We start from the raw sequence: 22,119 nt of genomic DNA, 5'->3' as shown, positions 1-22,119 counted from the left end.
TTAAAACGTAGGTTTGCAAGTATTATACTAAAATTGAAAAAAATGTGTTGACAACTTAACTATTTTTTAGTATAATAAATTTGTAATTATTACAAATGTATAAATATTATAAATTAAGGAGTGATAAAAATGTCAAAAACAGTTGAAAAATTAAATCTTTACTTAGCTAACTTGAACGTACTTTACAGAAAGGTTCAAAATTACCACTGGAACATTGTTGGTGCTGGATTCTTTTCTGTTCATGAAAAATTGGAAGAATATTATGATGCAATAAATGAACAAATTGATGACGTTGCAGAAAGAATTTTATCAATAGGAGGTCGTCCTCTAGGAACATTAAAAGACTATTTAGCAGTTACAACTATTAAGGAAGCTGAAAATAGAGAAATTTCTATTCCAGAAGCAGTAGCTGATGTAAAAAAAGAATTTGAAGCAATGTTAAAATTAGTGAAAGAAGTAAAAGAAGCGGCTGATGAGGAAAATGACTATGGAACATCTGCATTAGTTGATGAGTATATCAGTACATATGAAAAAGATTTATGGATGTTAAATGCATACTTAAAATAATAATCATAATTAAAAATCTTTACAAAGTCATTAAAATTACCTATTACATATATCTAGAGAAAATCTTTTTACAGATTTTCTCTTTTTTATTTACAAAATATATAAAAAATGTTATAATTAATTATTAACAAAAAATTAAAAAGGTGGGGTTATGGCAATAAGTTTATTTAGTTGCAGCTATATGGGTGTAGATACTTATGTTGTAGAAGTAGAGGTTGATTTATCCAGAGGGCTGCCTGTATTTAATATAGTTGGAATGGGGGATCAGGCGATTTCTGAAAGCAAGGAGCGGATTAGGAGCTGTTTTAAAAATGTGGGGTTTGAATTTCCTGTCAGACGCGTGCTAGTGAATTTGTCACCTGCAAATATCAGAAAAAAAGGCAGTCATTTTGATTTAAGCATATTTTTAGGCATACTTGCGAATACAGGGCATATTTCAAATATAGACATATTAAAAAAATATCTAATTTTAGGAGAAATTTCCTTAAACGGAAAGATAAAATCAATAAATGGAGCAATAAACGCCACAATTTTAGCAAAAGAAACAGATTTTACAGGCGTTGTTGTCCCAATGGAAAATTATAATGAAGCAAAATTAATTTCAGGTGTAGAAATTATTCCTGTTGATGAAATTACAGAATTACTAGATTTTCTAGATGGAAAAATTGATATAAAAACATTGTGTAAAAAAGCTGTCGAGATGAATGCTTCAAAATCAGAAAAAGATAAAAACTTAGATGAGACTGTTGATTTTTCAGATGTAAAAGGGCAGCTACTTGCAAAAAGGGCTTTAGAAATTGCAGCCGCTGGTGGACACAATGTATTTCTAATAGGCGATCCTGGTTCAGGTAAATCAATGCTTGCAAAAAGATTTAATACAATTTTACCTGACATGACCGAAGAAGAAATAATCGAAACAACAAAGATTTACAGTATTTCAGGAATGCTAAGCCAAAGTGAACCAATAATACATAACCGTCCATTTAGAGCTCCACACTATTCAGCTACACAAGTAGCTCTAGTAGGCGGTGCAAACAGAGTCGGAGAAATCACGCTGGCACTAAATGGAATATTATTTTTAGATGAAATTGGAGAGTTTGAAGGAAAAACATTGGAAACGTTAAGACAGCCTCTGGAAGATGGAAAAATCGTTATTTCAAGAGCAAACCTAAGTGTAACCTATCCAGTAAAAAATATTACAATAACTGCTTCAAATCCTACTCCCAGCGGATATTTCCCTGATAACCCACTATGTAACGACAGTCTAAAAGAAATTAAACGTTATCAGAAAAAATTTTCAGGCCCACTTCTCGACAGAATGGATTTATATGTAGAAATGCACCAGTTAAAAAAAGATGAAATTTTTGATGAATCTCTATCAGAAAAATCCAAAGAAATTCAAAAAAGAGTTATAAAAGCTCGTGAAGTCCAAAAACAACGTTTTAATTCAAATACTCTAAACAGAGATATGAATAAGAAACAATTAAATAAATATTGCAAAATAGATGAAGAAAGTGAAGAAATTATGAAATCTGCCATTGATAATTTAAAATTGTCAGTCAGAATGTTTGATAAAATCTTGAAGGTATCCAGAACAATAGCAGATTTAGATGGTGAAGAAAACATAAAAAAGGAACATTTATTGGAGGCACTAAATTATCGACGAAAATAAATAGCACTAAACTTATTAAAAAAAGAATTTTTTAATAACAAGCAGTCTTAATACTTGTAAAATAGCATAGTAAAACTAGTTTAAAACAGAACTCAAAAATTATGACTATTTTACTCAAACCCTAAATTATATAATTTCTAGCAGTTCAATTTTAAATGGGTTCGAGTATAAAATCAGAAATTTATGAAATTAAATTTATTTTGTATAAAATTACAAAAGTTTTTAAGATGGATACTTAAAAATTAAATTTGATTTTTTTATAATTTAGAAAAATAAAAAATGTGTGACTATTCAAATAAAACTGAGTAATTACACATTTTTATATCTCTTTAATTTCTTATTTTTTCTCATTAATCCGTTCTTCTATAAAATCAAGCAATTCTTTTCTTCCAGTATTTTTTAATGAAGAATAAAAAAATACATCTTCATTTTTAAATACAAGTTTTTTCCTGATTTCCTTTAGCTGTTTAAACTTTTCATTGTTTGACAATTTATCAGCTTTTGTAAATATTATATAATATTCAATTTCAAAATGTTCTAACCATTTTAACATTTCCATGTCCTCATTTGACGGAACTCTACGCAAATCCAGCAATAAAAAAACTACTTTTTCACGATTTGACACAAGATAGCTTTCTATTGTTTTCCCCCAATTTCTTTTCACAGCCTCAGGCACTTTAGCAAACCCATATCCTGGCAAATCTACAAAATGAATCTTATTATTTATCAAAAAATAATTGATTAACTGAGTTCTTCCTGGTGTTTTACTTGTTCTTGCCAGATTTTTTCTTTTTGTGAGTGAATTTATAAGTGAAGATTTCCCGACATTTGATCTTCCGATAAAAGAAAATTCCACAGTATTATTAAATTCTGGATAATCTTTTTCCACAACTGCTGATTTCACAAATTCTGACTTGCTTATTTCCATGCTTCACCTCTTTTTTTCTATAATTTTCTATTTTTCTAATTTTTAAACTCATCTTTTGCATTTTCCAATGAAGTTTCTTCAGGAATAAAGTACCATATTCCATTAATCATTCTTCCATCCCCAGTAATCTCATACTGCTCAATTTTTTTGTTTAGTAAAAATGCTGGCAATACTGATAATCCTTTAATTGGATTTACTGCAACATCCATCTTTTCTTTTGCATATCCATAAACTTCTGGAATATATTTCCATCCAGATGGTGCGACTAATTTTTTCACAATTCCCTGAATAACCTGTCTTTGACGTTCATCACGCTTAAAGGCTGTATCACTTTTTCTATGTCTTGTATAGGCAAGTGCCATTCTCCCTCTTAAATTATAAACCTGACCTTGATTAAAATGAAATACTTCCTGATCAAAATAGTCCTGATTAAAAGTATGATTTGAAACAACATCGACTCCATCAATCAAATTAGTCAAGTTCATAACATCTTCAAATCTAAATCTTACATGATAATTAATTTTTGTATCAAGAAAGTTTTCCACAGCGTCAATTGTACATTGCACACCACCAAAATGATGTGAATGTGTAATTTTATCCTGCTTATAATTTTCACAAGGAATCTCTGCATATGTATCACGCGGAATTGAAATCATTTTTACCTGTGCCAGATAAGGCACAACTCTTATAACAACCAGTCCATCGCTCCGAGAACCTTCTGTCGGCTGATTAGCATACGCATCTACTCCTATGACAAGAATATTAAATGGTACTGAAAGCCACCCTATAAACACCACTAAAAATATTCCTAATATTATAAATACTTTTTTCATTTTTTCACCTCTTAATTTTTACATTATTTATACTTTTACAAATTTTTGAATAATATATTTAAAATAAATTTATTTAATACTAAACCTCGTTTAAAAATTAGAACAAATTTTTATAATAAGGTTTTTCAACAGTTAATTCATAATCATTCAATTTTTTTCTATTTTATTTTCATAGGATTGCTCATTACCGCAAATCCTACAACCTATGATACTAAATTCTATTTAAAAAATAAAAATTATATATTAAATCATTTGAAAATATTGGGTTTATATCCTTTATTAGAGAACTTTATAATAAAGCTTACTCTTACAAATTATTTCAAAGTTAAATTTTATAGTAAAACTTATTTAAAACCAAACACAAAAGCTATGACTATTTTACTCAAACCTTAAATTTATATAATTTTAGCAGTTTAATTTAAAATAGGTTTGAGTATATTTTCAAATTCTATTTTTTTCAAAAAATCATCAACTTTTTTTTCCAAATCCTGACTATTTCCGTCATTTTCAATAACATAGTCACTTCTTTTCTTTTTTTCATCCAAAGACATTTGTGAATTTATAATACTCAAAGCCTCTTCTTTACTACGGTTATCCCTAGCTAAAATACGTTTAATCTGCGTTTCTTTTTCTGCACTTACTAGCAAAATGTAATCAAATTCCTTTTCCCATTGAACTTCAAAAAGAAGCTGAATTTCCACAAAAATAATTTTATTTTCTTTTTTACACTCCAGAATCTTTTCTCGCATAATACGTAAAATCTCTGGATGCATAATAGAATTTAAAATAAGTCTTTTTTCTCTATTTCCAAAAATAACTCTTCCTAATTTTTCACGTGAAACAATCCAATTTCCAGTATTATTATATTCTAAGACTTCTTTACCAAAATTTTCTACAATTTTTTCCACAACCTTAGGAAATTTAATAACTTCATGAGAAATTACGTCTAAATCAATAACTGGAAATTTTTTTTCTTTTAAAATTTGACTAACTGTACTTTTTCCTGTTCCAATTCCACCTGTAAGCCCAATAACTACTTTTTTCATTTTTTCCTTCCCACAAAAATCCAGTTTAAATTCAAAATTTATTCAATTTTACAAAAGTGTGGATATATTTTATACCTTTTTTCATTTATTTGCAACAATTTTTATTTTTCAAATTCAATATAAACCTTAAATAAAACAATATAAGTCAAGATTATATTAATTTATCAATACAGAAAATAATTTTTTTATATAATAAAATTTCAAAAAAAATATGGTATAATAAAAACAGAACTAAGAAAAGAAAAAATTGAAAAAATACTTATAATATGATAAAATTATATGTATAATTTTGTGATAAATTTAGCGATTAAAAGTTTGATTTATAAAATAAGATACAAGGAGGGAATATGGAACTTAAAGATATTCAGGAATTGATGAAAGTTCTAAAGAAAGAAGATATAGCAGAACTAAAAGTAAGATATGGAAAAGTAAAACTTACATTAACAAATTCTGAAACTACAAATATTGCAAATATTGTAGCACCTGTAACAGAAAAAGTTGAAAAAGAAACTCTTCCAGCTGTATTACCAGCAGAAGAAATTATCAAATCAAGTAATGTGGGAAGAATAAAGCTAGTAAGTTCAAAACCTGGAACTTTAGTAAAAAAAGGACAAGTCCTTGCAAAAATAAATACAATAGGAATTGATAATGATGTAAAATCTAATGTAAATGGTATTCTAAAGGAAGTGCTAGTGGCAGATGGCTCACCAGTTGACTTTGCAAAAGAGCTATTTAAAATTGAAATTAATTAAAATTATTTTTATGAAACAGAAATCTTTTAGGAGGATGGAATATTAATGTTTAAAAAAATATTAATAGCAAATAGAGGAGAAATTGCTGTTAGGATAATTAGAGCAGCAAGAGAGTTAGGAATTGCCACAGTTGCAGTTTATTCAGAAGCCGATAAAGATTCACTTCACGTAAAACTTGCTGACGAAGCTGTCTGTATCGGAACTGCCAGTAGTGCAGACTCGTATTTAAAAATACCGAATATTATTTCAGCAGCACAGATTACAGGAAGTGAAGCTATTCATCCAGGATATGGATTTTTAGCAGAAAATCAAAGATTTGCTGAAATATGTGATAAAAACAACATCGTATTCATTGGTCCAAAACCTGAACTAATTAGTATGATGGGAGACAAGGCAACAGCAAGGGAAACTGCTATCAAGCACAAAGTTCCAATAACAAAAGGGTCAGATGGAATTGTTCCAAATGTTGAAGAAGCCAAAAAAGTTGCACAATGGATAACTTATCCTGTTATGATAAAAGCAACTGCAGGAGGTGGCGGAAAAGGAATGAGAATCGCCCATAATGAAAAAGAACTTGTAGAAAATTTTGTTGCTGCACAAAATGAGGCAAAAGCGGCTTTTGGAAATCCAGATGTTTATATTGAAAAATATGTTGAAGAACCAAGACACGTTGAAATACAAGTTATTGGAGATAAATTTGGAAATGTTGTCCATCTTGGAGAAAGAGACTGCTCTATCCAAAGAAGACACCAAAAATTAATAGAAGAATCCCCATCAGCAGGAATTGATGCGAAAACACGTGAAAAAATGGGAAAATTTGCTGCAAAATTAGCAAAAGGAATTGGTTACGACAGTGTTGGAACATTGGAATTTCTTGTTGACAAAAGCATGAATTTCTATTTTATGGAAATGAATACAAGAATTCAGGTAGAACATACAGTAAGTGAAGAAATCACTGGTGTAGATTTGATAAAAGAACAAATAAGAGTAGCCGCAGGAGAAAAATTAAGTTTTTCTCAAAAAGATATAAATATTAATGGACATGTAATAGAATGCAGGATTAATGCAGAGGACTCTGAAAATGGTTTCCTTCCATCTTCAGGAGTTCTAGAAACATATATTCCGTCAGGTGGAATTGGAGTAAGAATCGATTCTCATTCTTACCAGAATTATGAAATTCCGCCTTACTATGATTCAATGATAGCAAAACTTATCGTAAAAGGAAAAAATAGGGAAGAAGCTATTGCAAGAATGAAGCGTGCCTTAAACGAATTTATTATAGAAGGTATCGACACAACTATACCATTTCATTTAAAAGTGCTTGATAATGAAGACTTTAAAAAAGGAACAATCTATACAAACTTTATTGAGACACATTTTAAAGATGCACTTGGTAAATAATTAATAAAAAACTAGATAATAATTTTTGAAATCAATAAAAATCATATTATTAATTAAATAATCTGATTACTATTTGATAAAAAATAAAAAATAGGAGGAATTAGAAATGAATGAATTAGGAAATGTAAATATATCTCAGGAAGTAGTAGCGACTATTGCAGAATCAGTAGTGGCAGAAATTGAAGGAGTACATAGCCTTGTTGGCGGAACTTCTAAAAATGAAATTGTTAAATTTTTCCAAAATGTATCTTCAGGTGGAAAAGGAATCGAAGTAGAAGTTGGAGAAACTGAATGTACATTAGATTTATACATCGTTGCAAAAATGGGATTCAAGTTACCTGCATTAGCTGGGGAAATTCAAACAAAAGTAGTAAAAGCAATTACTGAAATGACAGGATTAAAAGTTCAGGAAGTAAACGTATATATTCAAAAAATTATAAAAGAAGACAAAAAAGAGACTGTTCAAGCTCCTGTAACAGAAACTGCAGAAATTGAAGAATAAAAATCATAATAGACTCAAGTATTATTAAATTTAAATATAAATTTTTATTAATAATATTTGAGCATACTCACTCAATTAGGAAAGGAGAAACTGACAGATACACTTCATCTAACTCACAAAGTTAAAATGCAGTGTATTTTGTCGGTATATATTAATGATTGCAATATTAGGATTTTTAGCAAGATTATCTGTAATACTTGGATTTATTGGTATTGTATTTTCAAGTATATCAGATATTCTGTTTAGGACTGATTATTTAGGACAATTAGATAGTTTTATAGATTTAAGTAGTTTAAATTTTAAAATTTTAGTTGGACTATTGTCAATAATTTATTTAGTAGTATTTTTACTTTCTTATATTAATAAACTTACAAAATATTCTCAAAATAGAAAAGTAAAAAATAAAAATGGAGAAATAGAAGTTTCCATAAAAACAATAAATGAAACATCAAAAGACTTCTTAAATGGACAGGAAATCATTAAAAATTCAAAAGTAAAATCATATCCAAAAGGAAAATCTGTTGTTATTGAAGCTACTGTAGATACTTATAATGTCGATAACTTAAACGAAAAACTTGCAGAAATTCAAAATAAATTATCTGAATATGTTTTTCATTCAACTGGAATTACTGTGAAAAAAAGTAAAGTAAAATTGAAAAAAGTTTTAGGAGAAACAATTGTTGAAAAAAAAATTATTGACTCTCCAACTAATCAAAAAGAAAATATACAAAAAAATAACAATAACATAATCTCAAATTTGGAAAATCAAACTAATACAGAAATTAAAACTTCTCCATCTGGAAAGGAAAATTAATGACACGAAGAGAAATTAGAGAAGAGATTTTTAAACTCCTTTTTGAATATGAGCTAATTAACAATAATATCGAAAAGAGAATAAATGACGTAATTAATGAAGAAAGCTTAAAAAAAGATGAGGAAGTTAATTTTTTACGAAGTTATGTTACTGAAATAATTGCAAATGAGAATATTTTAATTGAAAGAATAAAGGATGTATTAGAAGGTTGGACGTATGAACGTTTAGGAACAATTGAAAAAGTTTTATTAAAAGTATCCTTTTATGAAATTACGATAAAAAATATTGGATATGAAATCGCAATTAATGAAGTTTTAGAAATCGCAAAAAAATATTCATATAATGACACAAAAGACTTCTTAAACGGAATTCTTGCGAAATTAATAAAAAATATTAAAGAAGAAAAGTATAAATAAATGGAAGAATAAATTAAAAGAAACAAATATTAAATTATGAAAGACTTCTGTATTTAAAATATGGAAGTTTTTTAAATATATTTGCTTTATTAAACTTATGAAATTGTGTAAATCTAAAAGTTAAATATTCTTAATTTTAAACTCAATAAAAATTTACCAAAACTATATTATAGATTTTTATTTTAAAATATTTAGAAAAGGAAATACAGGATAATGAAGAGAATAGGAATAATTACTGGAAAGTTTTTTCCACTTCACATTGGGCATGTAAACTTTATTCAAAGAGCCAGTGGAATTGTAGATAGATTATATGTTATTATCTCATATTCTGATGATGCAGATGATCTTCTTACTTCTAACTCCCGTTTTGTGAAGGAAATCACACCAAAGGACAGATTACGTTTTGTAAAACAGACATTTAAGAACCAGCCAAATATTTCATCATTTCTATTGGATGAAAATAACTTTTCTCAGCAAGGTGATAACTGGAAAGAATGGGCTATAACCTTAAAAAATGAAATTGAAAAAAGAGAAAATGATAAGGAAATAGACTGGAAAAATGATGTGATATTTATTAGTAACCGTGATGAAGACAAAGAATACAATTTAAAACATTTTGGCTCAGAGACTAGATCCATTGATAAAAATTATATAGAGTATAATGTTAATTCCAAGCAAATACGTGAAAATCCTAGTAAATATTGGAACTACTTGCCACGTGAAGTAAGAGAACATCTAATACCCATTATTACAATCTGTGGAGGAGAGAGTAGTGGAAAAAGCGTAATGATAGATAAACTTGCAAATGTTTTTAATACAACTTCTGCTTGGGAATATGGACGTGAATATGTTTTTGAAAAATTAGGTGGAGATGAAGAATCATTACAATATTCTGACTACGAAAAAATCGTTTTTGGACATCAGTCAAATGTTTTATATGCTGCAAGAAATGCTAATAAATTTGCATTAATTGATACAGATTATATCGCGACCCTGGCTTTTTGCCTAACTTATGAAAAACGGGACAATCCAATAGTTCGCGAATTTGTACAAAATTACAGATTTGACCTGACGATTTTACTTGAAAATAATGTTACTTGGGTAAATGATGGCCTTCGTTCAATTGGCGACAATGACAGACGTGAAAAATTCCAAAATTTATTAAAGAAATTATATAAAGAATATCATATTCAATATATTACAGTAAAATCAAATAGTTATGAAAAAAGATACTTGGCTTGTAAGCGTATTATAAAGGCATATTTAGATGGTGCTGATAATTCACAACTTCAGGAAATAGCAGATTCTTTTATATAAAAAAATAACCTATTACTAAAATTCATTTTAATAGTTAGTAAATAGGTTTTTTTATTTCTCAAATTTTTATTTTAAGTTTTTTTGAAAAAAACAGCTAAATACTTTTATCGTGCCCTCCTTAAATCGTGCATACTTAGCCATTTTTGAAAAACCACTTTATATTTATTATATAATTACAAAATTATATATTTTATTTAGTCTCTTTTTCCCATTTCCTTATCTAATAAATATAGCGTAGCGTTATTATTATCAACATCAAGTGAAATAATCTTATCAAGGAATTTTTGAGCTTGTTCTTCTTCTTCTTCCTGTTCTTCAGCAAATTCATTCAAGAATACTTCTGCACCATAATCTCCTAGTTCTCTTGCAAGTTTGTGAATATTCTCAATAGAGGCTGTTACAGCTTCTTCATGTGCAAGAGCAGCTTCAAATACTTCTCTTACTGATGTAAAGTCCATTTTAGGTTTATCTAATCCCAAAAATTCAATTTTACCGTTTCTTTTTAATACATACTCATAAAACTTTTTTGAATGTTCCATTTCTTCTTTTGCTTGATTTCCCATCCAGCTTGCAAAACCTTCTAATGCTCTTTCATCAAAGTATGCAGCCATAGCTTGATATTGGTAAGCTGCTGCTAATTCCATGTTTATTTGATTATTTAGTAAAACTTCTAATTCTTTATTTAATTTCATTTTCTCTCCAATCTGTATTTTTTATATTTTAAATTTTTAATTATGTTTTTCTAAACATTTCTCACAAGTACCTTTTATGTAAAAATGTATTTCATCAATTTCTACATTTCCCAATTTTGATAAATCAAATTTTGATAAATTTACATCAAAATCAACTATCTCTCCACAAGATTTACATTTGAAATGTCCATGATTATCCGTGACTACATCATATCTTACTTCATTTTCTTCAATAATAATTTCTTGAATAATATTATTATATAATTACAAAATTATATACTACTTTATTTAGTCTCTTTTTCCCATTTCCTTGTCTAATAAATATAACGTAGCGTTATTATTATCAACATCAAGTGAAATAATCTTATCAAGGAATTTTTGAGCTTGTTCTTCTTCTTCTTCCTGTTCTTCAGCAAATTCATTCAAGAATACTTCTGCACCATAATCTCCTAGTTCTCTTGCAAGTTTGTGAATATTCTCAATAGAGGCTGTTACAGCTTCTTCATGTGCAAGAGCAGCTTCAAATACTTCTCTTACTGATGTAAAGTCCATTTTAGGTTTATCTAATCCCAAAAATTCAATTTTACCGTTTCTTTTTAATACATACTCATAAAACTTTTTTGAATGTTCCATTTCTTCTTTTGCTTGATTTCCCATCCAGCTTGCAAAACCTTCTAATGCTCTTTCATCAAAGTATGCAGCCATAGCTTGATATTGGTAAGCTGCTGCTAATTCCATGTTTATTTGATTATTTAGTAAAACTTCTAATTCTTTATTTAATTTCATTTTCTCTCCAATCTGTATTTTTTATATTTTAAATTTTTAATTATGTTTTTCTAAACATTTCTCACAAGTACCTTTTATGTAAAAATGTATTTCATCAATTTCTACATTTCCCAATTTTGATAAATCAAATTTTGATAAATTTACATCAAAATCAACTATCTCTCCACAAGATTTACATTTGAAATGTCCATGATTATCCGTGACTACATCATATCTTACTTCATTTTCTTCAATAATAATTTCTTGAATAATATTATTACTGACAAATATATTTAATGTATTGTATACTGTAGTTTTTGATAAAGTAGGCATTTCAGGAGATAAATTTTGAAAAATATCATCAACTGTTGGATGTGTATGATGATCTAGTAGATATTGAAATATTTTCATTCTTTGTACTGAAGGTTTTATTCCATTTTTCTTTAAATAGTCACCAACGTTTTCTATATGCATACTTCCTCCTAATATTGTTTGTTATTTATATTTTAATTTCAATTAAATAATAAAAATAGATATATTGTTTGAGTAAGACAACTAACATTTATACTTACTTCTTTGTATCCATTACAATTTTATATCTTTTTCTAAATTTTGTCAATAGATTTATTTATTTTTAGTATCAAAGTTTATTTTTTCACTAAATTTCTGTTATTTTAAAATTTTCATTTATAGGAATTAAAAAAATAAAGACCGTTTTTATATATGGCTCACTTTCTACCATAATTTCAATATTATGTCGTATTGCAATTTCTTTTGCGATTGCAAGTCCCAGCCCCATTCCATTTTTATTTTCCTCAGTATTTGATTTATGATAACGGTTAAAAATTTCTCCAATATTTTTAGAATCAATTCCTCTTCCACTGTCACATATTTTAAGCTCATATTTTTTATTCTCTTTTTTTAGAAAAATTTCAACTTTCTGATTTTCATTAGAAAATTTTATTGCGTTATCCAGCACAATTATTATCATTTGCCGAATCCGCTGATAATCCCCGACAAAAAGATACCTGTCTTCTTCAATTGCATTTTCTGCAGAAAAATTTATTTTCACACCTTTTTTAGTTGAAATCTGCTTCATACTTCTAACGGCATCATTTATAATTTCAAATAAATTTATTGTACTTTTATCAATGGAAAAATCTGTATTTTGAAGTTTTGTCAAATCTATCAAGTCATTAACCAGTCTTTGTAAATGAATACTATCTGATAAAATTTGTTCATTATAATCCTTTAGCTGTTTGGAATCCTTTATAATTCCATCACAAATAGCTTCTATTGAACCACGAATCACTGTAATTGGAGTTCTCAGTTCGTGAGAAATATTTGCAATAAAATTTTGTCTCATTTTTTCAAAACGTTCACTTTCTTTCGAACTCTTATCTAGTTGAAGTGCCAGTTTATCAATACTTTTTGCAAGTTCTCCAATTTCGTCATTCTGATTTACCTGTGTTGTTACTTCATAATTTCCCTTTGCCAATTCTGTTGTTGTATTACGAATCTTATTAAGTGGCTTTGTAAAGCTGATAGAAAGCCAAACAGCACTGATACCCGCAAGGATTAGTGCAGCTAAAATACTAAAAACAAGTGTATAAATACCACTTTTTAATGCTGAAGACATATATTTTACTGGAGAATGAAGCAGTACGACTCCTTCAATCATTTCACCATTTTTTATTGGAACTGCTACTGTTATTGAATTTTCATTTAAGTAATCATTAAAATTTTCTGTCGTAGTTGTTTCTCCAGAAATAGCTTTTTTAATAGTTGCTTCTGCATTTGGCGGTAATTTCAGATATGAAAACGGTTGTCCCTTTTCGTTTCTTCCCTGTACAATGTTTCCAGTTTTTGCATCCACTATCCAGACTTCTCCCATCGCAATATCCTCAATCATCCGCATACTTCTAAAAATTTTAACATTATTGTCCTTCTCATCCACGATTCTATGCCTATGAAAATGTTTTTCATCTAATAATTTTTTAGAATTTTTTTCTTCTGAACTTTTTTCAATTTTATCTTTTCTTATATCTTCAATAATATTATTTTCAAATGCCTTTCCATTTATATTTCCTACAATTTTAGGAACTTCCCTTTTTGGCTTTAAAAATTTATTTTTATTTCTTTCTAGAGCATCATTTTTTCTTTCTACATCCAAATTTTTATCTACATTTTTTTCATCTCTATTCTCAAACCACATTTTAGACAAAGTTTCTGAAATCTTATAAGCTCTTTCAACCAAATCTTTCTTATGTAAACTAACAGTATTCTGAATATAAATATATCCAAAAATACTTCCAATTACAATAGAAAATAACAAAAGCGACAATCCAAAATACGAAAGTAGTTTTATAAATATTTTATTTTTAAATTTTATCTCTTTAAGTTTTTTATTTCCTACTTTCACACTATCTTCCTTCTTCTACAATCTTATCCATCCAGCTAAACAACTCATCCAGATCATAGTCTCCTGAATGCGGAGTTGCCCAAGGCGACGCAAAATCAACCTTTTTCCCAAGATTTTCTAATTTTATGGCAAGTATCGCAGGTATTGCAAGTGAAGTATCCTTGTCAACCGCACCATGTCTTATTCTCCAGTATTTTACTTTCGAATTTGCAATGTAGTTCATTGGATTCATCATTTTTATGATTTTTTTATCAGCCATAGTTCCATTTACTGTCGAGTGTTCCAACATGTATTCCGTAAAATGCTTATTGTTCGTAGTTTCGTCTCCAAACTCGTTATTTTCCCCTGTTGACAAATCTACATTGTCAAATGCCCCTGGCGTTTTTTGTCTACCCATATAAGCCACATATTTATCATAATCCAAATCTACAACTTTCCCATTTTTTATTGTCAAAAATTCAAATTCCGATAAATCAGTTCCTTTTTTCAAAGCGGTATTTGCAGAATCAATGTAATACTGCTTAATCTGATTCTTAAAACTTCCATTTCCATTTTTATCCAATGTTAAAAGCTTCCCATTTTTACCTTTTAATTTTAAACTATTTAAATAGGCAGGAAACATTTTCTTTAAATCATTTGAACGTGAAATTTCATCATCAGTCAACGTACCCTCAGTGTATTTTCTTTCCACATTGTAATCTAACATTGAAATCTCTATCTTTTTATATGTCTTTACATCATTAAACATCCATTCGTAAGCTGTATTCGCATTATCCAAGTTAGTTATTGGACAATAAGCTGACACAGCGTAGATATCATCTCTTGCATTCAATGCACCAATTTCCTTTAGATACGGTTCATAATCCTTATTATTCCCAGTTGCACCAAGCAAAGCTGAAACTGCTCCTCCAGCACTTGTCCCATTGGAAATAATTCTATCGGCTCTTCCTGGCATTCTAGTATCATTATATCGTAAATATCTAACAGCTGCCTTCAAATCTACAATTACAGCAGGTGCCTTTCCAGTATACTTCCCATCTTTTTCCAAAGTTCTACCTCTAGCTCCAGGACTTGCCACGACATATCCATTTGATAATGCGACTAATGAAGCATCAGGTTTTCCATCTCTTCCATTTCCAGGCACTCCAGCTGCTCCAGGCATATATCCTCCAACTGTATTTGGGAAAAATATCGGCGCACTTTTCGCATTATATTTTCCAACTGACTTATTTTTAAAATATTCTTCTGGAATATAGATATTTATAGTCTGATAAGCAATATCAACTGGTTTTGCAACATAAACTATATTTTCATAAGCACGATAAGTAACTGTTTTCCCATTAACAGTAGCTGTCTTCGTCGTATAATTCTTATTTACATCAAAATTTAAATTATAACCATTTTCTGCTTTATTTGTTATCATATCTTCGGTTATTACTTTTTTATTCATAGGTGCTCCCATTTGTGGCTTTTTATCTTCATTCTTATTCACTTCAACATTTTTATGATTTTTACTAGAATCTACTAATCCTTTTTTATTATCAGCAGCCATTGAAAGAGCTGAAACCAATAAACTTAATATAATTAATTTTTTTTTCATGAATTCTCCTTTTATTTTACTATATTTTATTTTTTTTAATCTTACAATATTTCGCATTAGAATAATAAATTTATTGTAAATCTATTTAACAAGTGTTTTAAAACCCTTGTTAGAAAATAAATAAAACATCTTTTTAATTAAAATTACTATAAAAAAAGGACATAAGTATAAAACCTATGCCTTTTAACTATTATAATTATTATACTAATTCAATAATTGCTAATTCAGCTGAATCTCCACGTCTAACGGCAGTTTTGATGATTCTTGTATAACCACCATTTCTTTCAGCATATTTAGGTGCAATTTCATTAAAGATTTTTGCAACTGCTCCTTCATTTCTTAAAAATGCAAAAGCTTGTCTTCTCAAATGTACTCTTCTTGCTGCATCAGTTGAATTATTATATTTTTTCCCTAAAGTAATTGCTTTTTCAGCAAACTTTCTTAATTCTTTAGCACGAGTTACTGTTGTTTCAATTTGCTCATGTTCTACTAAAGAAATTGTCATATTTTTAAGCATAGCTAATCTATGATCAGTTCTTCTACCTAGTTTTCTATATGATTTATTATGATTCATTTTCCCTCCTCGTTTAAGATTTTATTCTAAATTCTAGTTTAATTTTATATGATTATTCATCACTACTTGTATTATCGTCTAAATCATAACCAAGTTCTTTCATTTTATCGATAATTTCATTTAACGATTTTTTTCCTAAATTTTTAATTTTCAATAATTCGTTATATGTCATTGAAGTTAAGTCCGAAATTGTATTTACTCCTGCTTTCTTCAAGCAATTATAAGAACGTACTGTAAAGTCAAGTTCTTCAATTTTCATATCTTCAATATTATTTTCATTTTCGGCATCAGCTTCTGCCAATTCATCCTCACTATCTCTGTATTTACTCATACTGTTTCCAATATTTGTAAACGGCTCCAAATGCCAAGTTAATAATTCTACTGCATATGATAAAGCATCTTTAATTTCTATACTTCCATCTGTAGCAATTTCCAAAATTAACTTGTCATAGTTTGTAACACGTCCAACCATAGTATCTTCAACACTATAATTTACTCTTTTGATAGGTGTATAAATTGCATCAACTGCCAAATATCCTATTGGCCATCCATCAGTATTAATTTCATCAGAAACTACAAAGCCTTCCCCAGAATCAACAAGAAATTCTATGTCAATCTGTCTATCAGTTGTAACAGTCATAATAACTTGTTCAGGATTTATAATTCTTAGCCCAGGTTCTACATGAATGTCTGCCGCTGTAATTACAGCCGGCCCTTTTACTGAAAGTGTCATTTTCTTTTCACCAGGCTCATCAGCTTCAACTACTATTTCCTTAACATTTAAAATAATATCTGTAACTGCTTCTTTTACACCTTCTATTGTAGAAAATTCGTTTAATACACCCTCAATTTTAATTCCTTTTATTGCAGTTCCTGGAATTGATGACAACAATATTCTTCTAAGTGCATTTCCAATAGTATTTCCGTATCCTCTATATAGAGGCTCTAGTGTGTACTTTGCTGTATAATTATCTTCTTTTTCTTCAGTTAATCTTACATTTTTAGCTATTTTTTCAATATTTAACAAGCTAATTCATCTCCTCCGATTAAAATATTATTATCTAGAGTAGAACTCGATAATCATCGCTTCGTCAACTTCAAAGTCAACTGCATCTCTTCCTGGATTTTCTAACACTTTAGCTGTCAAAGCTCCTTCTTCAAGTGATAACCATCCTGGAACTGTTTTTTGTCCAACAGACTCTTTAATTAAAGCTAATTCTTTAGAATCTTCTTTAACTGTAATTACATCACCTTGTTTTACTCTGTATGATGCAATGTTTACTCTTTTTCCATTAATTAAAATATGTCCATGACTTACGATTTGTCTTGCTTGTCTTCTTGTAGCACCAAATCCTAATCTGTAAATTACATTATCTAATCTTCTTTCAAGATATTGAAGTAAAAGTTCCCCTGTTACTCCTTCTTTTCTTGTTGCTTCTTCATATAATTTATAGAATTGTTTTTCCATTACTCCGTAAACGAATTTTACTTTTTGTTTTTCTCTTTGTTGTGTTCCATATTCAGTTAATTTTCTATTTGCATTTGGTCTAATATTTCTATTTGATTTTTTGTTTACCCCTAAAACAATAGGATCTAAACCAAGATTTCTACATCTTTTTAACACAGGCTGTCTATCTCTTGCCATTTATCTTTTTCCTCCTTAGTTTATAAAATTACGGTCTTCTCTTTTTAGGTGGTCTTGCACCATTATGAGGTACTGGAGTTATATCAACTATTCTTGTTACTTCTAATCCAGTAGCCTGTATTGATCTAATAGAAGCTTCTCTTCCAGATCCAGGTCCTTTTATTTTGATTTCGATTTGTTTCATACCATTTTCAATTGCAACTTGAGCTGCTTGTTCAGCTGCTATTTGAGCTGCGAACGGAGTTCCTTTTTTAGTTCCTTTGAACCCTGAAGTTCCTCCTGATTTCCAAATTACTACTTTACCTTCTGAATCTGTTATAGTAACAACAGTATTATTAAAAGTAGAATGTATATATGCGATTCCATTAGGAATATTTTTTAATTTTTTCTTTTTTGAAGTTGCTGGTCTTTTTGCCACTTATGGTTTCCTCCTTTAACTTAATAGTTTATTATTTTTTCTTAGCAATTGCCATTCTAACTGGCCCTTTTCTAGTTCTTGCATTTGTTTTTGTTTTTTGTCCTCTTACAGGTAATCCATTTCTATGTCTTAATCCTCTGTAACTCTTGATATCAAGCAGACGTTTGATGTTAAGTCTAATTTCTTTTCTTAACTCTCCTTCAATTTTGTACTCTTCCACAGCAGCTCTTAATTTTGCCACTTGTTCTTCTGTCAAATCTTTTACTTTAGTATCTCTGTCGATACCAGTTGCTCCTAAAATTTTGTTTGAAGTGCTTCTACCAATTCCAAAAATATAAGTTAAAGAAACTTCTACTCTTTTATTTCTTGGAATATCTACTCCTGCTATTCTAGCCAAATTTTTTTCCTCCTCGTTTTGATATTTTTAATCTTCTTCAATATGCCCTCACATATACAATATAAGGAATAAGCCCTACAGCTAAACATACCTTTACAATCTTTATTTAAATATCCATAGTATTTTTGTTTTTTATCTACAATATATTTTAATAAAAATGTTTTTAGGTTTATTAATCTGTTATTTTTTAAAATAAAAAATATTTTAAAACTATCCTTGTATTTGTTTATGTTTAGGGTTTTCGCATATTACTCTTACTTTTCCGTGACGTTTAACAATTTTACATTTGTCACAAATAGGTTTTACTGAAGCTTTTACTTTCACTAAAAACCCTCCTTCCAACTGTTATTTTTTTCTATATACAATTCTACCCCTTGACAAGTCATACGGAGAAACTTCCACCGTAACCTTATCTCCTGGCAAAATTTTTATATAGTTCATTCTCATTTTCCCTGAGATATGTCCTAAAACTTCGTGTCCATTTTCAAGCCTTACTTGAAACATCGCATTTGGTAATGCTTCGATTATTTCACCTTCCAGCTCAAGAACATCCTGTTTTGCCATAAATAATCACCTCGGATCCTTTCTATTATAACAAAAAAATAACTAAATGTCCAGTTTTTTTAACATTTTATTTTTATAAAAATAAAAAAAACAATATACATTTGATTATTTACCTTATCATAATACAGTATTTATCGTATTTTGTCAATTATTTTTTATTTTACAGTTATTTTTATGGATTTTTCTAATTTTTTACACTCCTAAAAATTCTATACCCCGCATTAATTTCCAGAGTTTCACAATTTCCAAAAATTTCTTCCAATTTTTTTTGTGTACTTTTTGCTCCATGTTTTGTCTGAATCACACAATAAAATTGACCATCTTGATTTAAATGCTCAAAACTTTGTTCATAAATTTGAAAAATTGTCTGCTTTCCAGCTCGAATTGGCGGATTAGATAAAATCACATCAAACTTTTCAGAAACATAATCGAATGCAAATGATTTTCTTACTTCAAAATTATCATTTTCATCTTTTACAACTCCATTTCTCAAAAGATTTTCCCTTGTAAGCTCCAAAGCCCGCTCATTCACATCTGATGAAACAGTTCTAGCATTTTCAAAAAAAGACTTTATAACAACTGATACAACTCCGTATCCACAGCCAATATCCAGTATATCAAACTTTTGACTTTTCTTATCCAAATTTTCTCTTAAAAATACTTTCAGCATAATATCCGTTCCAAAATCTATCTTTGTCTTTGAAAATACCCCATTATCTGTTACAAACTCAAAATTTTTATTTTCTATTTCATATTTTATTATTTTTCTATCCGACTTTACTTCCTGCTTTTCTGAAAAATAATGGCTCATTACCAATTTCCTCCTAATTTTTCTATTTTTTTATTCCAACGTTTATTTTATCACTGAATTTCAATTATTCATAATACTCCCCTGCTGTATTATCAGAATTATTTCTATCTTTCAACACTTTTACTATTATACCATATTTTTTAAAGTTACATATCCATTTTTTGTCTTACAAGTATTTTTTCAAAAACAACTTTATTTCAAAATTATTGCATATACAAAACTTCTTGCATTCTTATAAATTTTTTTATATAATAAACTTAACACAAAACTATTAGTTTAAAATTTTGTGTATAAATAAAAATAAAATTTTATGGAGGTTTTGAAATGATTAAAAAACTTGTTGAAATAGAAGGGATGCACTGTGAAAACTGTGCTAAAAAAGTAGAAAATGTTTTATACGGACTGCCAGAAGTAGAAAGTGTAGAAGTAAACCTTTCTGATAAAAATGCAAAAATTATTTTAAATGAAGAAGTTGACGATTTGTTAATAGCAGATGTAATTAATAGTGCTGGGCATTATAAAGTGAAGGATATTACAGAAATTTCTTAATCTTTTTTATTAACAATTTATTTACAAAAAATTAAAAATTTTTGTTTTAAATTTAGTTGATTTTTTTATTATAAAATGTTATAATAGAATTGTAAAGTAATAAAAATACGCATAACTATACACAAATCAAAAGAGAGCTAACCCCCAAAGTAAGCTCTCTTTTTTAGTTATTTCCAAAATTCTTGTATTAAAATTATTACTATTTGTAATAAAATTATAACTAAGATTTTTATTAATAACGTACGCATAACTATAACACCTCCTTTCTCAAGGATTGATAAAATTATAACATTTTTTATTATATTTGTATATCATTTTTTTATTTTTTTAATGAATATAAATTTTTTTTAAAAAAAAAGATGATATTAAACAATTTTACTGTTCTTTATCATCTTTTAAATTCAAAAAACTTATCTCATTGTATCTCATATGCTAAACCGTAATCTCTCATTGCAATTTGTTTGGCTTCCCTAAAAGAAATTGCTTCGATATAAACTATTGTTTGTTTTCCTGTTTTTCTATCTTTTAATCTTATTGCATGTTTAATCATTTTAATTAAAACATTCCTTTCGATTTTTTTATTTAAAATGACGCTCTAATATATGTCTAGCTTCAACATTTCCAAGTTTCATTGCTTTTTCCAAATATTTTTTCGCTTTCTCATCATCACTATAATAATTTGAATAAAGTTTTGCTTGCATATTAATGCTTCTGTATTTTTAGTTTCTTTAAAACACTTGCTGTATAATTCTTTAGCTTTTTCATAATCTTGATAAATATCCTCATATAAATTTCCCAAATTATTATATGCAAAACTACATTTTTTATTTATTGCCATCAAATAATATTCTCTAGCTTTTTTATAATTTTTATTTCTATCATACAATACTCCAAGATTATTTATTGCTAGTATGTTTCCTTTTTCCATTGCATCTAAAAAATATTTTTTGCATTTTCAAAATCGTTTTCTATCTCTAAATAATAAAAACCAAGATTATTTATTGCCATATCATTACCAAGAATAGCAGATTTTTTAAAATATTCTAAAAATTTTTGATATTCTTTTTTATAAAATAACCTTTCTCCTAATTCATTCAATGCTTCCTTATCTGTTAAAGAAAGACTTTCTAATGCATCTATTGTCATTTGTTTATATTTCTTAATCAAAATTAACTTCCCCCTTTTTTCTTTCAATTTTTAAACTTGATACCAATCATGATATCCATCTGGCGACTTATGACATCCTCTACCACTAGGAGGATTCCATCCTGTTGTCGTTGTCATTCCACAATACGCACATCTGTATCTTGTCGAAGCCATTTTTTCACCTCCTTTCAGTAATTTGTTATTTTAATTTCAAAATTCTTATACATATAATATCAAGAATACTATAATTAAACCTTAAGATTAACCTTATTCTGTTTTTTTTTAATT

The 22,119-nt window shown here is 28.2% G+C and carries 29 protein-coding genes; 9 read left to right on the top strand and 20 right to left on the bottom strand.

The genetic code is table 11. The features are described from left to right. Positions 1 to 129 precede the first annotated feature (129 nt). Positions 130 to 567, top strand: a complete 438-nt coding sequence (locus tag AB8B23_RS02410) for a Dps family protein (RefSeq protein WP_147005906.1) — start codon at positions 130 to 132, stop codon at positions 565 to 567. 151 nt (positions 568 to 718) lie between these two features. After that, positions 719 to 2,239 carry a YifB family Mg chelatase-like AAA ATPase gene (locus tag AB8B23_RS02405; RefSeq protein WP_369713242.1) on the top strand — a complete coding sequence of 507 codons (1,521 nt, stop codon included), beginning with the start codon at positions 719 to 721 and terminating at the stop codon, positions 2,237 to 2,239. A gap of 337 nt (positions 2,240 to 2,576) precedes the next feature. Here AB8B23_RS02405 and yihA read toward each other — a convergent pair whose 3' ends face one another. The 3 genes from yihA to coaE form a co-directional block, all read right to left on the bottom strand. After that, positions 2,577 to 3,167, bottom strand: a complete 591-nt coding sequence (gene yihA / locus AB8B23_RS02400; protein ID WP_006805833.1) for a ribosome biogenesis GTP-binding protein YihA/YsxC — start codon at positions 3,165 to 3,167, stop codon at positions 2,577 to 2,579. Between the two features lie 35 nt (positions 3,168 to 3,202). After that, the gene (locus AB8B23_RS02395; RefSeq protein WP_369713241.1) at positions 3,203 to 4,000 is read right to left on the bottom strand and encodes an LCP family protein; all 798 of its coding nucleotides are present in this window, start codon (positions 3,998 to 4,000) and stop codon (positions 3,203 to 3,205) included. A 413-nt stretch (positions 4,001 to 4,413) separates the two neighbouring features. Then, entirely contained in the window at positions 4,414 to 5,046 is a 633-nt protein-coding gene (gene coaE / locus AB8B23_RS02390) for a dephospho-CoA kinase (protein WP_369713240.1), read from the bottom strand. A 347-nt stretch (positions 5,047 to 5,393) separates the two neighbouring features. Here coaE and AB8B23_RS02385 point away from each other — a divergent pair, with 347 nt between their 5' ends. From AB8B23_RS02385 to nadR, 6 genes are all read left to right on the top strand, one after another. Continuing rightward, on the top strand, positions 5,394 to 5,798 hold the full coding sequence (locus AB8B23_RS02385) for an acetyl-CoA carboxylase biotin carboxyl carrier protein (RefSeq protein ID WP_369713239.1): 405 nt from the start codon (positions 5,394 to 5,396) through the stop codon (positions 5,796 to 5,798). A 45-nt stretch (positions 5,799 to 5,843) separates the two neighbouring features. Next, a complete protein-coding gene (accC, locus tag AB8B23_RS02380) occupies positions 5,844 to 7,199 on the top strand; it encodes an acetyl-CoA carboxylase biotin carboxylase subunit (RefSeq protein WP_369713238.1) in 1,356 nt (451 codons plus the stop codon). 106 nt (positions 7,200 to 7,305) lie between these two features. Beyond that, on the top strand, positions 7,306 to 7,701 hold the full coding sequence (locus AB8B23_RS02375) for an Asp23/Gls24 family envelope stress response protein (protein WP_021742965.1): 396 nt from the start codon (positions 7,306 to 7,308) through the stop codon (positions 7,699 to 7,701). Positions 7,702 to 7,855: 154 nt separating this feature from the next. Next, entirely contained in the window at positions 7,856 to 8,515 is a 660-nt protein-coding gene (amaP, locus tag AB8B23_RS02370) for an alkaline shock response membrane anchor protein AmaP (RefSeq protein WP_021742964.1), read from the top strand. Continuing rightward, on the top strand, positions 8,515 to 8,931 hold the full coding sequence (nusB, locus tag AB8B23_RS02365) for a transcription antitermination factor NusB (protein WP_021742963.1): 417 nt from the start codon (positions 8,515 to 8,517) through the stop codon (positions 8,929 to 8,931). Before amaP ends, nusB begins: the two co-directional genes overlap by 1 nt. A 213-nt stretch (positions 8,932 to 9,144) precedes the next feature. After that, positions 9,145 to 10,248 carry a multifunctional transcriptional regulator/nicotinamide-nucleotide adenylyltransferase/ribosylnicotinamide kinase NadR gene (nadR, locus tag AB8B23_RS02360; RefSeq protein ID WP_369713237.1) on the top strand — a complete coding sequence of 368 codons (1,104 nt, stop codon included), beginning with the start codon at positions 9,145 to 9,147 and terminating at the stop codon, positions 10,246 to 10,248. Between the two features lie 194 nt (positions 10,249 to 10,442). Here the strand turns inward: nadR and AB8B23_RS02355 are convergent, their stop codons facing one another. The 14 genes from AB8B23_RS02355 to AB8B23_RS02290 all read right to left on the bottom strand — a co-directional run bounded on the left by AB8B23_RS02355 (position 10,443) and on the right by AB8B23_RS02290 (position 20,136). Continuing rightward, a complete protein-coding gene (locus tag AB8B23_RS02355; protein WP_369713236.1) occupies positions 10,443 to 10,940 on the bottom strand; it encodes a ferritin in 498 nt (165 codons plus the stop codon). A 36-nt stretch (positions 10,941 to 10,976) separates the two neighbouring features. Then, positions 10,977 to 11,189, bottom strand: a complete 213-nt coding sequence (locus AB8B23_RS02350) for a transcriptional repressor (RefSeq protein WP_269472175.1) — start codon at positions 11,187 to 11,189, stop codon at positions 10,977 to 10,979. A 39-nt stretch (positions 11,190 to 11,228) separates the two neighbouring features. After that, complete coding sequence (locus AB8B23_RS02345) at positions 11,229 to 11,726, bottom strand: ferritin (RefSeq protein ID WP_369713236.1); 498 nt, start codon at positions 11,724 to 11,726, stop codon at positions 11,229 to 11,231. Between the two features lie 36 nt (positions 11,727 to 11,762). Beyond that, positions 11,763 to 12,179, bottom strand: coding sequence for a Fur family transcriptional regulator (locus AB8B23_RS02340; protein WP_299574671.1), 417 nt, complete (start codon positions 12,177 to 12,179; stop codon positions 11,763 to 11,765). A 184-nt stretch (positions 12,180 to 12,363) separates the two neighbouring features. Next, the gene (locus tag AB8B23_RS02335) at positions 12,364 to 14,127 is read right to left on the bottom strand and encodes a sensor histidine kinase (protein ID WP_369713235.1); all 1,764 of its coding nucleotides are present in this window, start codon (positions 14,125 to 14,127) and stop codon (positions 12,364 to 12,366) included. A 1-nt stretch (position 14,128) separates the two neighbouring features. Beyond that, complete coding sequence (locus AB8B23_RS02330; protein WP_369713234.1) at positions 14,129 to 15,727, bottom strand: subtype B tannase; 1,599 nt, start codon at positions 15,725 to 15,727, stop codon at positions 14,129 to 14,131. A 199-nt stretch (positions 15,728 to 15,926) separates the two neighbouring features. Then, positions 15,927 to 16,301, bottom strand: a complete 375-nt coding sequence (gene rplQ / locus AB8B23_RS02325; protein ID WP_026747746.1) for a 50S ribosomal protein L17 — start codon at positions 16,299 to 16,301, stop codon at positions 15,927 to 15,929. Between the two features lie 52 nt (positions 16,302 to 16,353). Beyond that, positions 16,354 to 17,328, bottom strand: a complete 975-nt coding sequence (locus tag AB8B23_RS02320; RefSeq protein WP_369713233.1) for a DNA-directed RNA polymerase subunit alpha — start codon at positions 17,326 to 17,328, stop codon at positions 16,354 to 16,356. Positions 17,329 to 17,358: 30 nt separating this feature from the next. Beyond that, entirely contained in the window at positions 17,359 to 17,946 is a 588-nt protein-coding gene (gene rpsD, locus AB8B23_RS02315) for a 30S ribosomal protein S4 (RefSeq protein WP_006805848.1), read from the bottom strand. Between the two features lie 28 nt (positions 17,947 to 17,974). Beyond that, positions 17,975 to 18,364, bottom strand: a complete 390-nt coding sequence (rpsK, locus tag AB8B23_RS02310) for a 30S ribosomal protein S11 (protein WP_015770205.1) — start codon at positions 18,362 to 18,364, stop codon at positions 17,975 to 17,977. Between the two features lie 31 nt (positions 18,365 to 18,395). Then, on the bottom strand, positions 18,396 to 18,761 hold the full coding sequence (gene rpsM, locus AB8B23_RS02305) for a 30S ribosomal protein S13 (protein ID WP_021744138.1): 366 nt from the start codon (positions 18,759 to 18,761) through the stop codon (positions 18,396 to 18,398). 210 nt (positions 18,762 to 18,971) lie between these two features. Continuing rightward, the gene (gene rpmJ, locus AB8B23_RS02300) at positions 18,972 to 19,085 is read right to left on the bottom strand and encodes a 50S ribosomal protein L36 (RefSeq protein WP_015770204.1); all 114 of its coding nucleotides are present in this window, start codon (positions 19,083 to 19,085) and stop codon (positions 18,972 to 18,974) included. Between the two features lie 21 nt (positions 19,086 to 19,106). Further along, positions 19,107 to 19,325, bottom strand: a complete 219-nt coding sequence (gene infA, locus AB8B23_RS02295) for a translation initiation factor IF-1 (RefSeq protein WP_006805851.1) — start codon at positions 19,323 to 19,325, stop codon at positions 19,107 to 19,109. A 184-nt stretch (positions 19,326 to 19,509) separates the two neighbouring features. Next, positions 19,510 to 20,136, bottom strand: a complete 627-nt coding sequence (locus AB8B23_RS02290; RefSeq protein ID WP_369713232.1) for a class I SAM-dependent methyltransferase — start codon at positions 20,134 to 20,136, stop codon at positions 19,510 to 19,512. A 324-nt stretch (positions 20,137 to 20,460) separates the two neighbouring features. Here AB8B23_RS02290 and AB8B23_RS02285 point away from each other — a divergent pair, with 324 nt between their 5' ends. Then, complete coding sequence (locus AB8B23_RS02285; RefSeq protein ID WP_369713231.1) at positions 20,461 to 20,685, top strand: heavy-metal-associated domain-containing protein; 225 nt, start codon at positions 20,461 to 20,463, stop codon at positions 20,683 to 20,685. A gap of 628 nt (positions 20,686 to 21,313) precedes the next feature. Here AB8B23_RS02285 and AB8B23_RS02280 read toward each other — a convergent pair. Genes AB8B23_RS02280 through AB8B23_RS02270 form a run of 3 tightly spaced genes read right to left on the bottom strand, consistent with a single transcriptional unit; the run spans position 21,314 to position 22,005 of the window. Further along, the gene (locus tag AB8B23_RS02280) at positions 21,314 to 21,613 is read right to left on the bottom strand and encodes a tetratricopeptide repeat protein (protein WP_369713230.1); all 300 of its coding nucleotides are present in this window, start codon (positions 21,611 to 21,613) and stop codon (positions 21,314 to 21,316) included. A 5-nt stretch (positions 21,614 to 21,618) separates the two neighbouring features. Beyond that, positions 21,619 to 21,852 (bottom strand): hypothetical protein, encoded by a 234-nt coding sequence (locus AB8B23_RS02275; RefSeq protein ID WP_369713229.1) that lies wholly within the window; start codon positions 21,850 to 21,852, stop codon positions 21,619 to 21,621. Positions 21,853 to 21,882: 30 nt separating this feature from the next. After that, positions 21,883 to 22,005 (bottom strand): hypothetical protein, encoded by a 123-nt coding sequence (locus tag AB8B23_RS02270; protein WP_021744131.1) that lies wholly within the window; start codon positions 22,003 to 22,005, stop codon positions 21,883 to 21,885. Between the last annotated feature and the right edge of the window lie 114 nt (positions 22,006 to 22,119).

It is taken from the genome of Leptotrichia sp. HSP-342, assembly GCF_041199995.1.
GTDB lineage: Bacteria > Fusobacteriota > Fusobacteriia > Fusobacteriales > Leptotrichiaceae > Leptotrichia > Leptotrichia mesophila.
This window is presented reverse-complemented; position numbering and strand designations above follow the sequence as displayed.

Coding starts and splice junctions, on each gene's coding strand:
- AB8B23_RS02285 (WP_369713231.1), top strand. CDS start 20,461: ATGATTAAAAAACTTGTTGAAATAGAAGGGATGCACTGTGAAAACTGT.
- rplQ (WP_026747746.1), bottom strand. CDS start 16,301: ATGAATCATAATAAATCATATAGAAAACTAGGTAGAAGAACTGATCAT.
- AB8B23_RS02340 (WP_299574671.1), bottom strand. CDS start 12,179: ATGCATATAGAAAACGTTGGTGACTATTTAAAGAAAAATGGAATAAAA.
- AB8B23_RS02395 (WP_369713241.1), bottom strand. CDS start 4,000: ATGAAAAAAGTATTTATAATATTAGGAATATTTTTAGTGGTGTTTATA.
- nusB (WP_021742963.1), top strand. CDS start 8,515: ATGACACGAAGAGAAATTAGAGAAGAGATTTTTAAACTCCTTTTTGAA.
- AB8B23_RS02345 (WP_369713236.1), bottom strand. CDS start 11,726: ATGAAATTAAATAAAGAATTAGAAGTTTTACTAAATAATCAAATAAAC.
- yihA (WP_006805833.1), bottom strand. CDS start 3,167: ATGGAAATAAGCAAGTCAGAATTTGTGAAATCAGCAGTTGTGGAAAAA.
- AB8B23_RS02270 (WP_021744131.1), bottom strand. CDS start 22,005: ATGGCTTCGACAAGATACAGATGTGCGTATTGTGGAATGACAACGACA.
- nadR (WP_369713237.1), top strand. CDS start 9,145: ATGAAGAGAATAGGAATAATTACTGGAAAGTTTTTTCCACTTCACATT.
- AB8B23_RS02290 (WP_369713232.1), bottom strand. CDS start 20,136: ATGAGCCATTATTTTTCAGAAAAGCAGGAAGTAAAGTCGGATAGAAAA.
- rpsD (WP_006805848.1), bottom strand. CDS start 17,946: ATGGCAAGAGATAGACAGCCTGTGTTAAAAAGATGTAGAAATCTTGGT.
- AB8B23_RS02410 (WP_147005906.1), top strand. CDS start 130: ATGTCAAAAACAGTTGAAAAATTAAATCTTTACTTAGCTAACTTGAAC.
- AB8B23_RS02405 (WP_369713242.1), top strand. CDS start 719: ATGGCAATAAGTTTATTTAGTTGCAGCTATATGGGTGTAGATACTTAT.
- AB8B23_RS02280 (WP_369713230.1), bottom strand. CDS start 21,613: ATGGAAAAAGGAAACATACTAGCAATAAATAATCTTGGAGTATTGTAT.
- accC (WP_369713238.1), top strand. CDS start 5,844: ATGTTTAAAAAAATATTAATAGCAAATAGAGGAGAAATTGCTGTTAGG.
- AB8B23_RS02375 (WP_021742965.1), top strand. CDS start 7,306: ATGAATGAATTAGGAAATGTAAATATATCTCAGGAAGTAGTAGCGACT.
- coaE (WP_369713240.1), bottom strand. CDS start 5,046: ATGAAAAAAGTAGTTATTGGGCTTACAGGTGGAATTGGAACAGGAAAA.
- AB8B23_RS02330 (WP_369713234.1), bottom strand. CDS start 15,727: ATGAAAAAAAAATTAATTATATTAAGTTTATTGGTTTCAGCTCTTTCA.
- AB8B23_RS02355 (WP_369713236.1), bottom strand. CDS start 10,940: ATGAAATTAAATAAAGAATTAGAAGTTTTACTAAATAATCAAATAAAC.
- amaP (WP_021742964.1), top strand. CDS start 7,856: ATGATTGCAATATTAGGATTTTTAGCAAGATTATCTGTAATACTTGGA.
- infA (WP_006805851.1), bottom strand. CDS start 19,325: ATGGCAAAACAGGATGTTCTTGAGCTGGAAGGTGAAATAATCGAAGCA.
- AB8B23_RS02385 (WP_369713239.1), top strand. CDS start 5,394: ATGGAACTTAAAGATATTCAGGAATTGATGAAAGTTCTAAAGAAAGAA.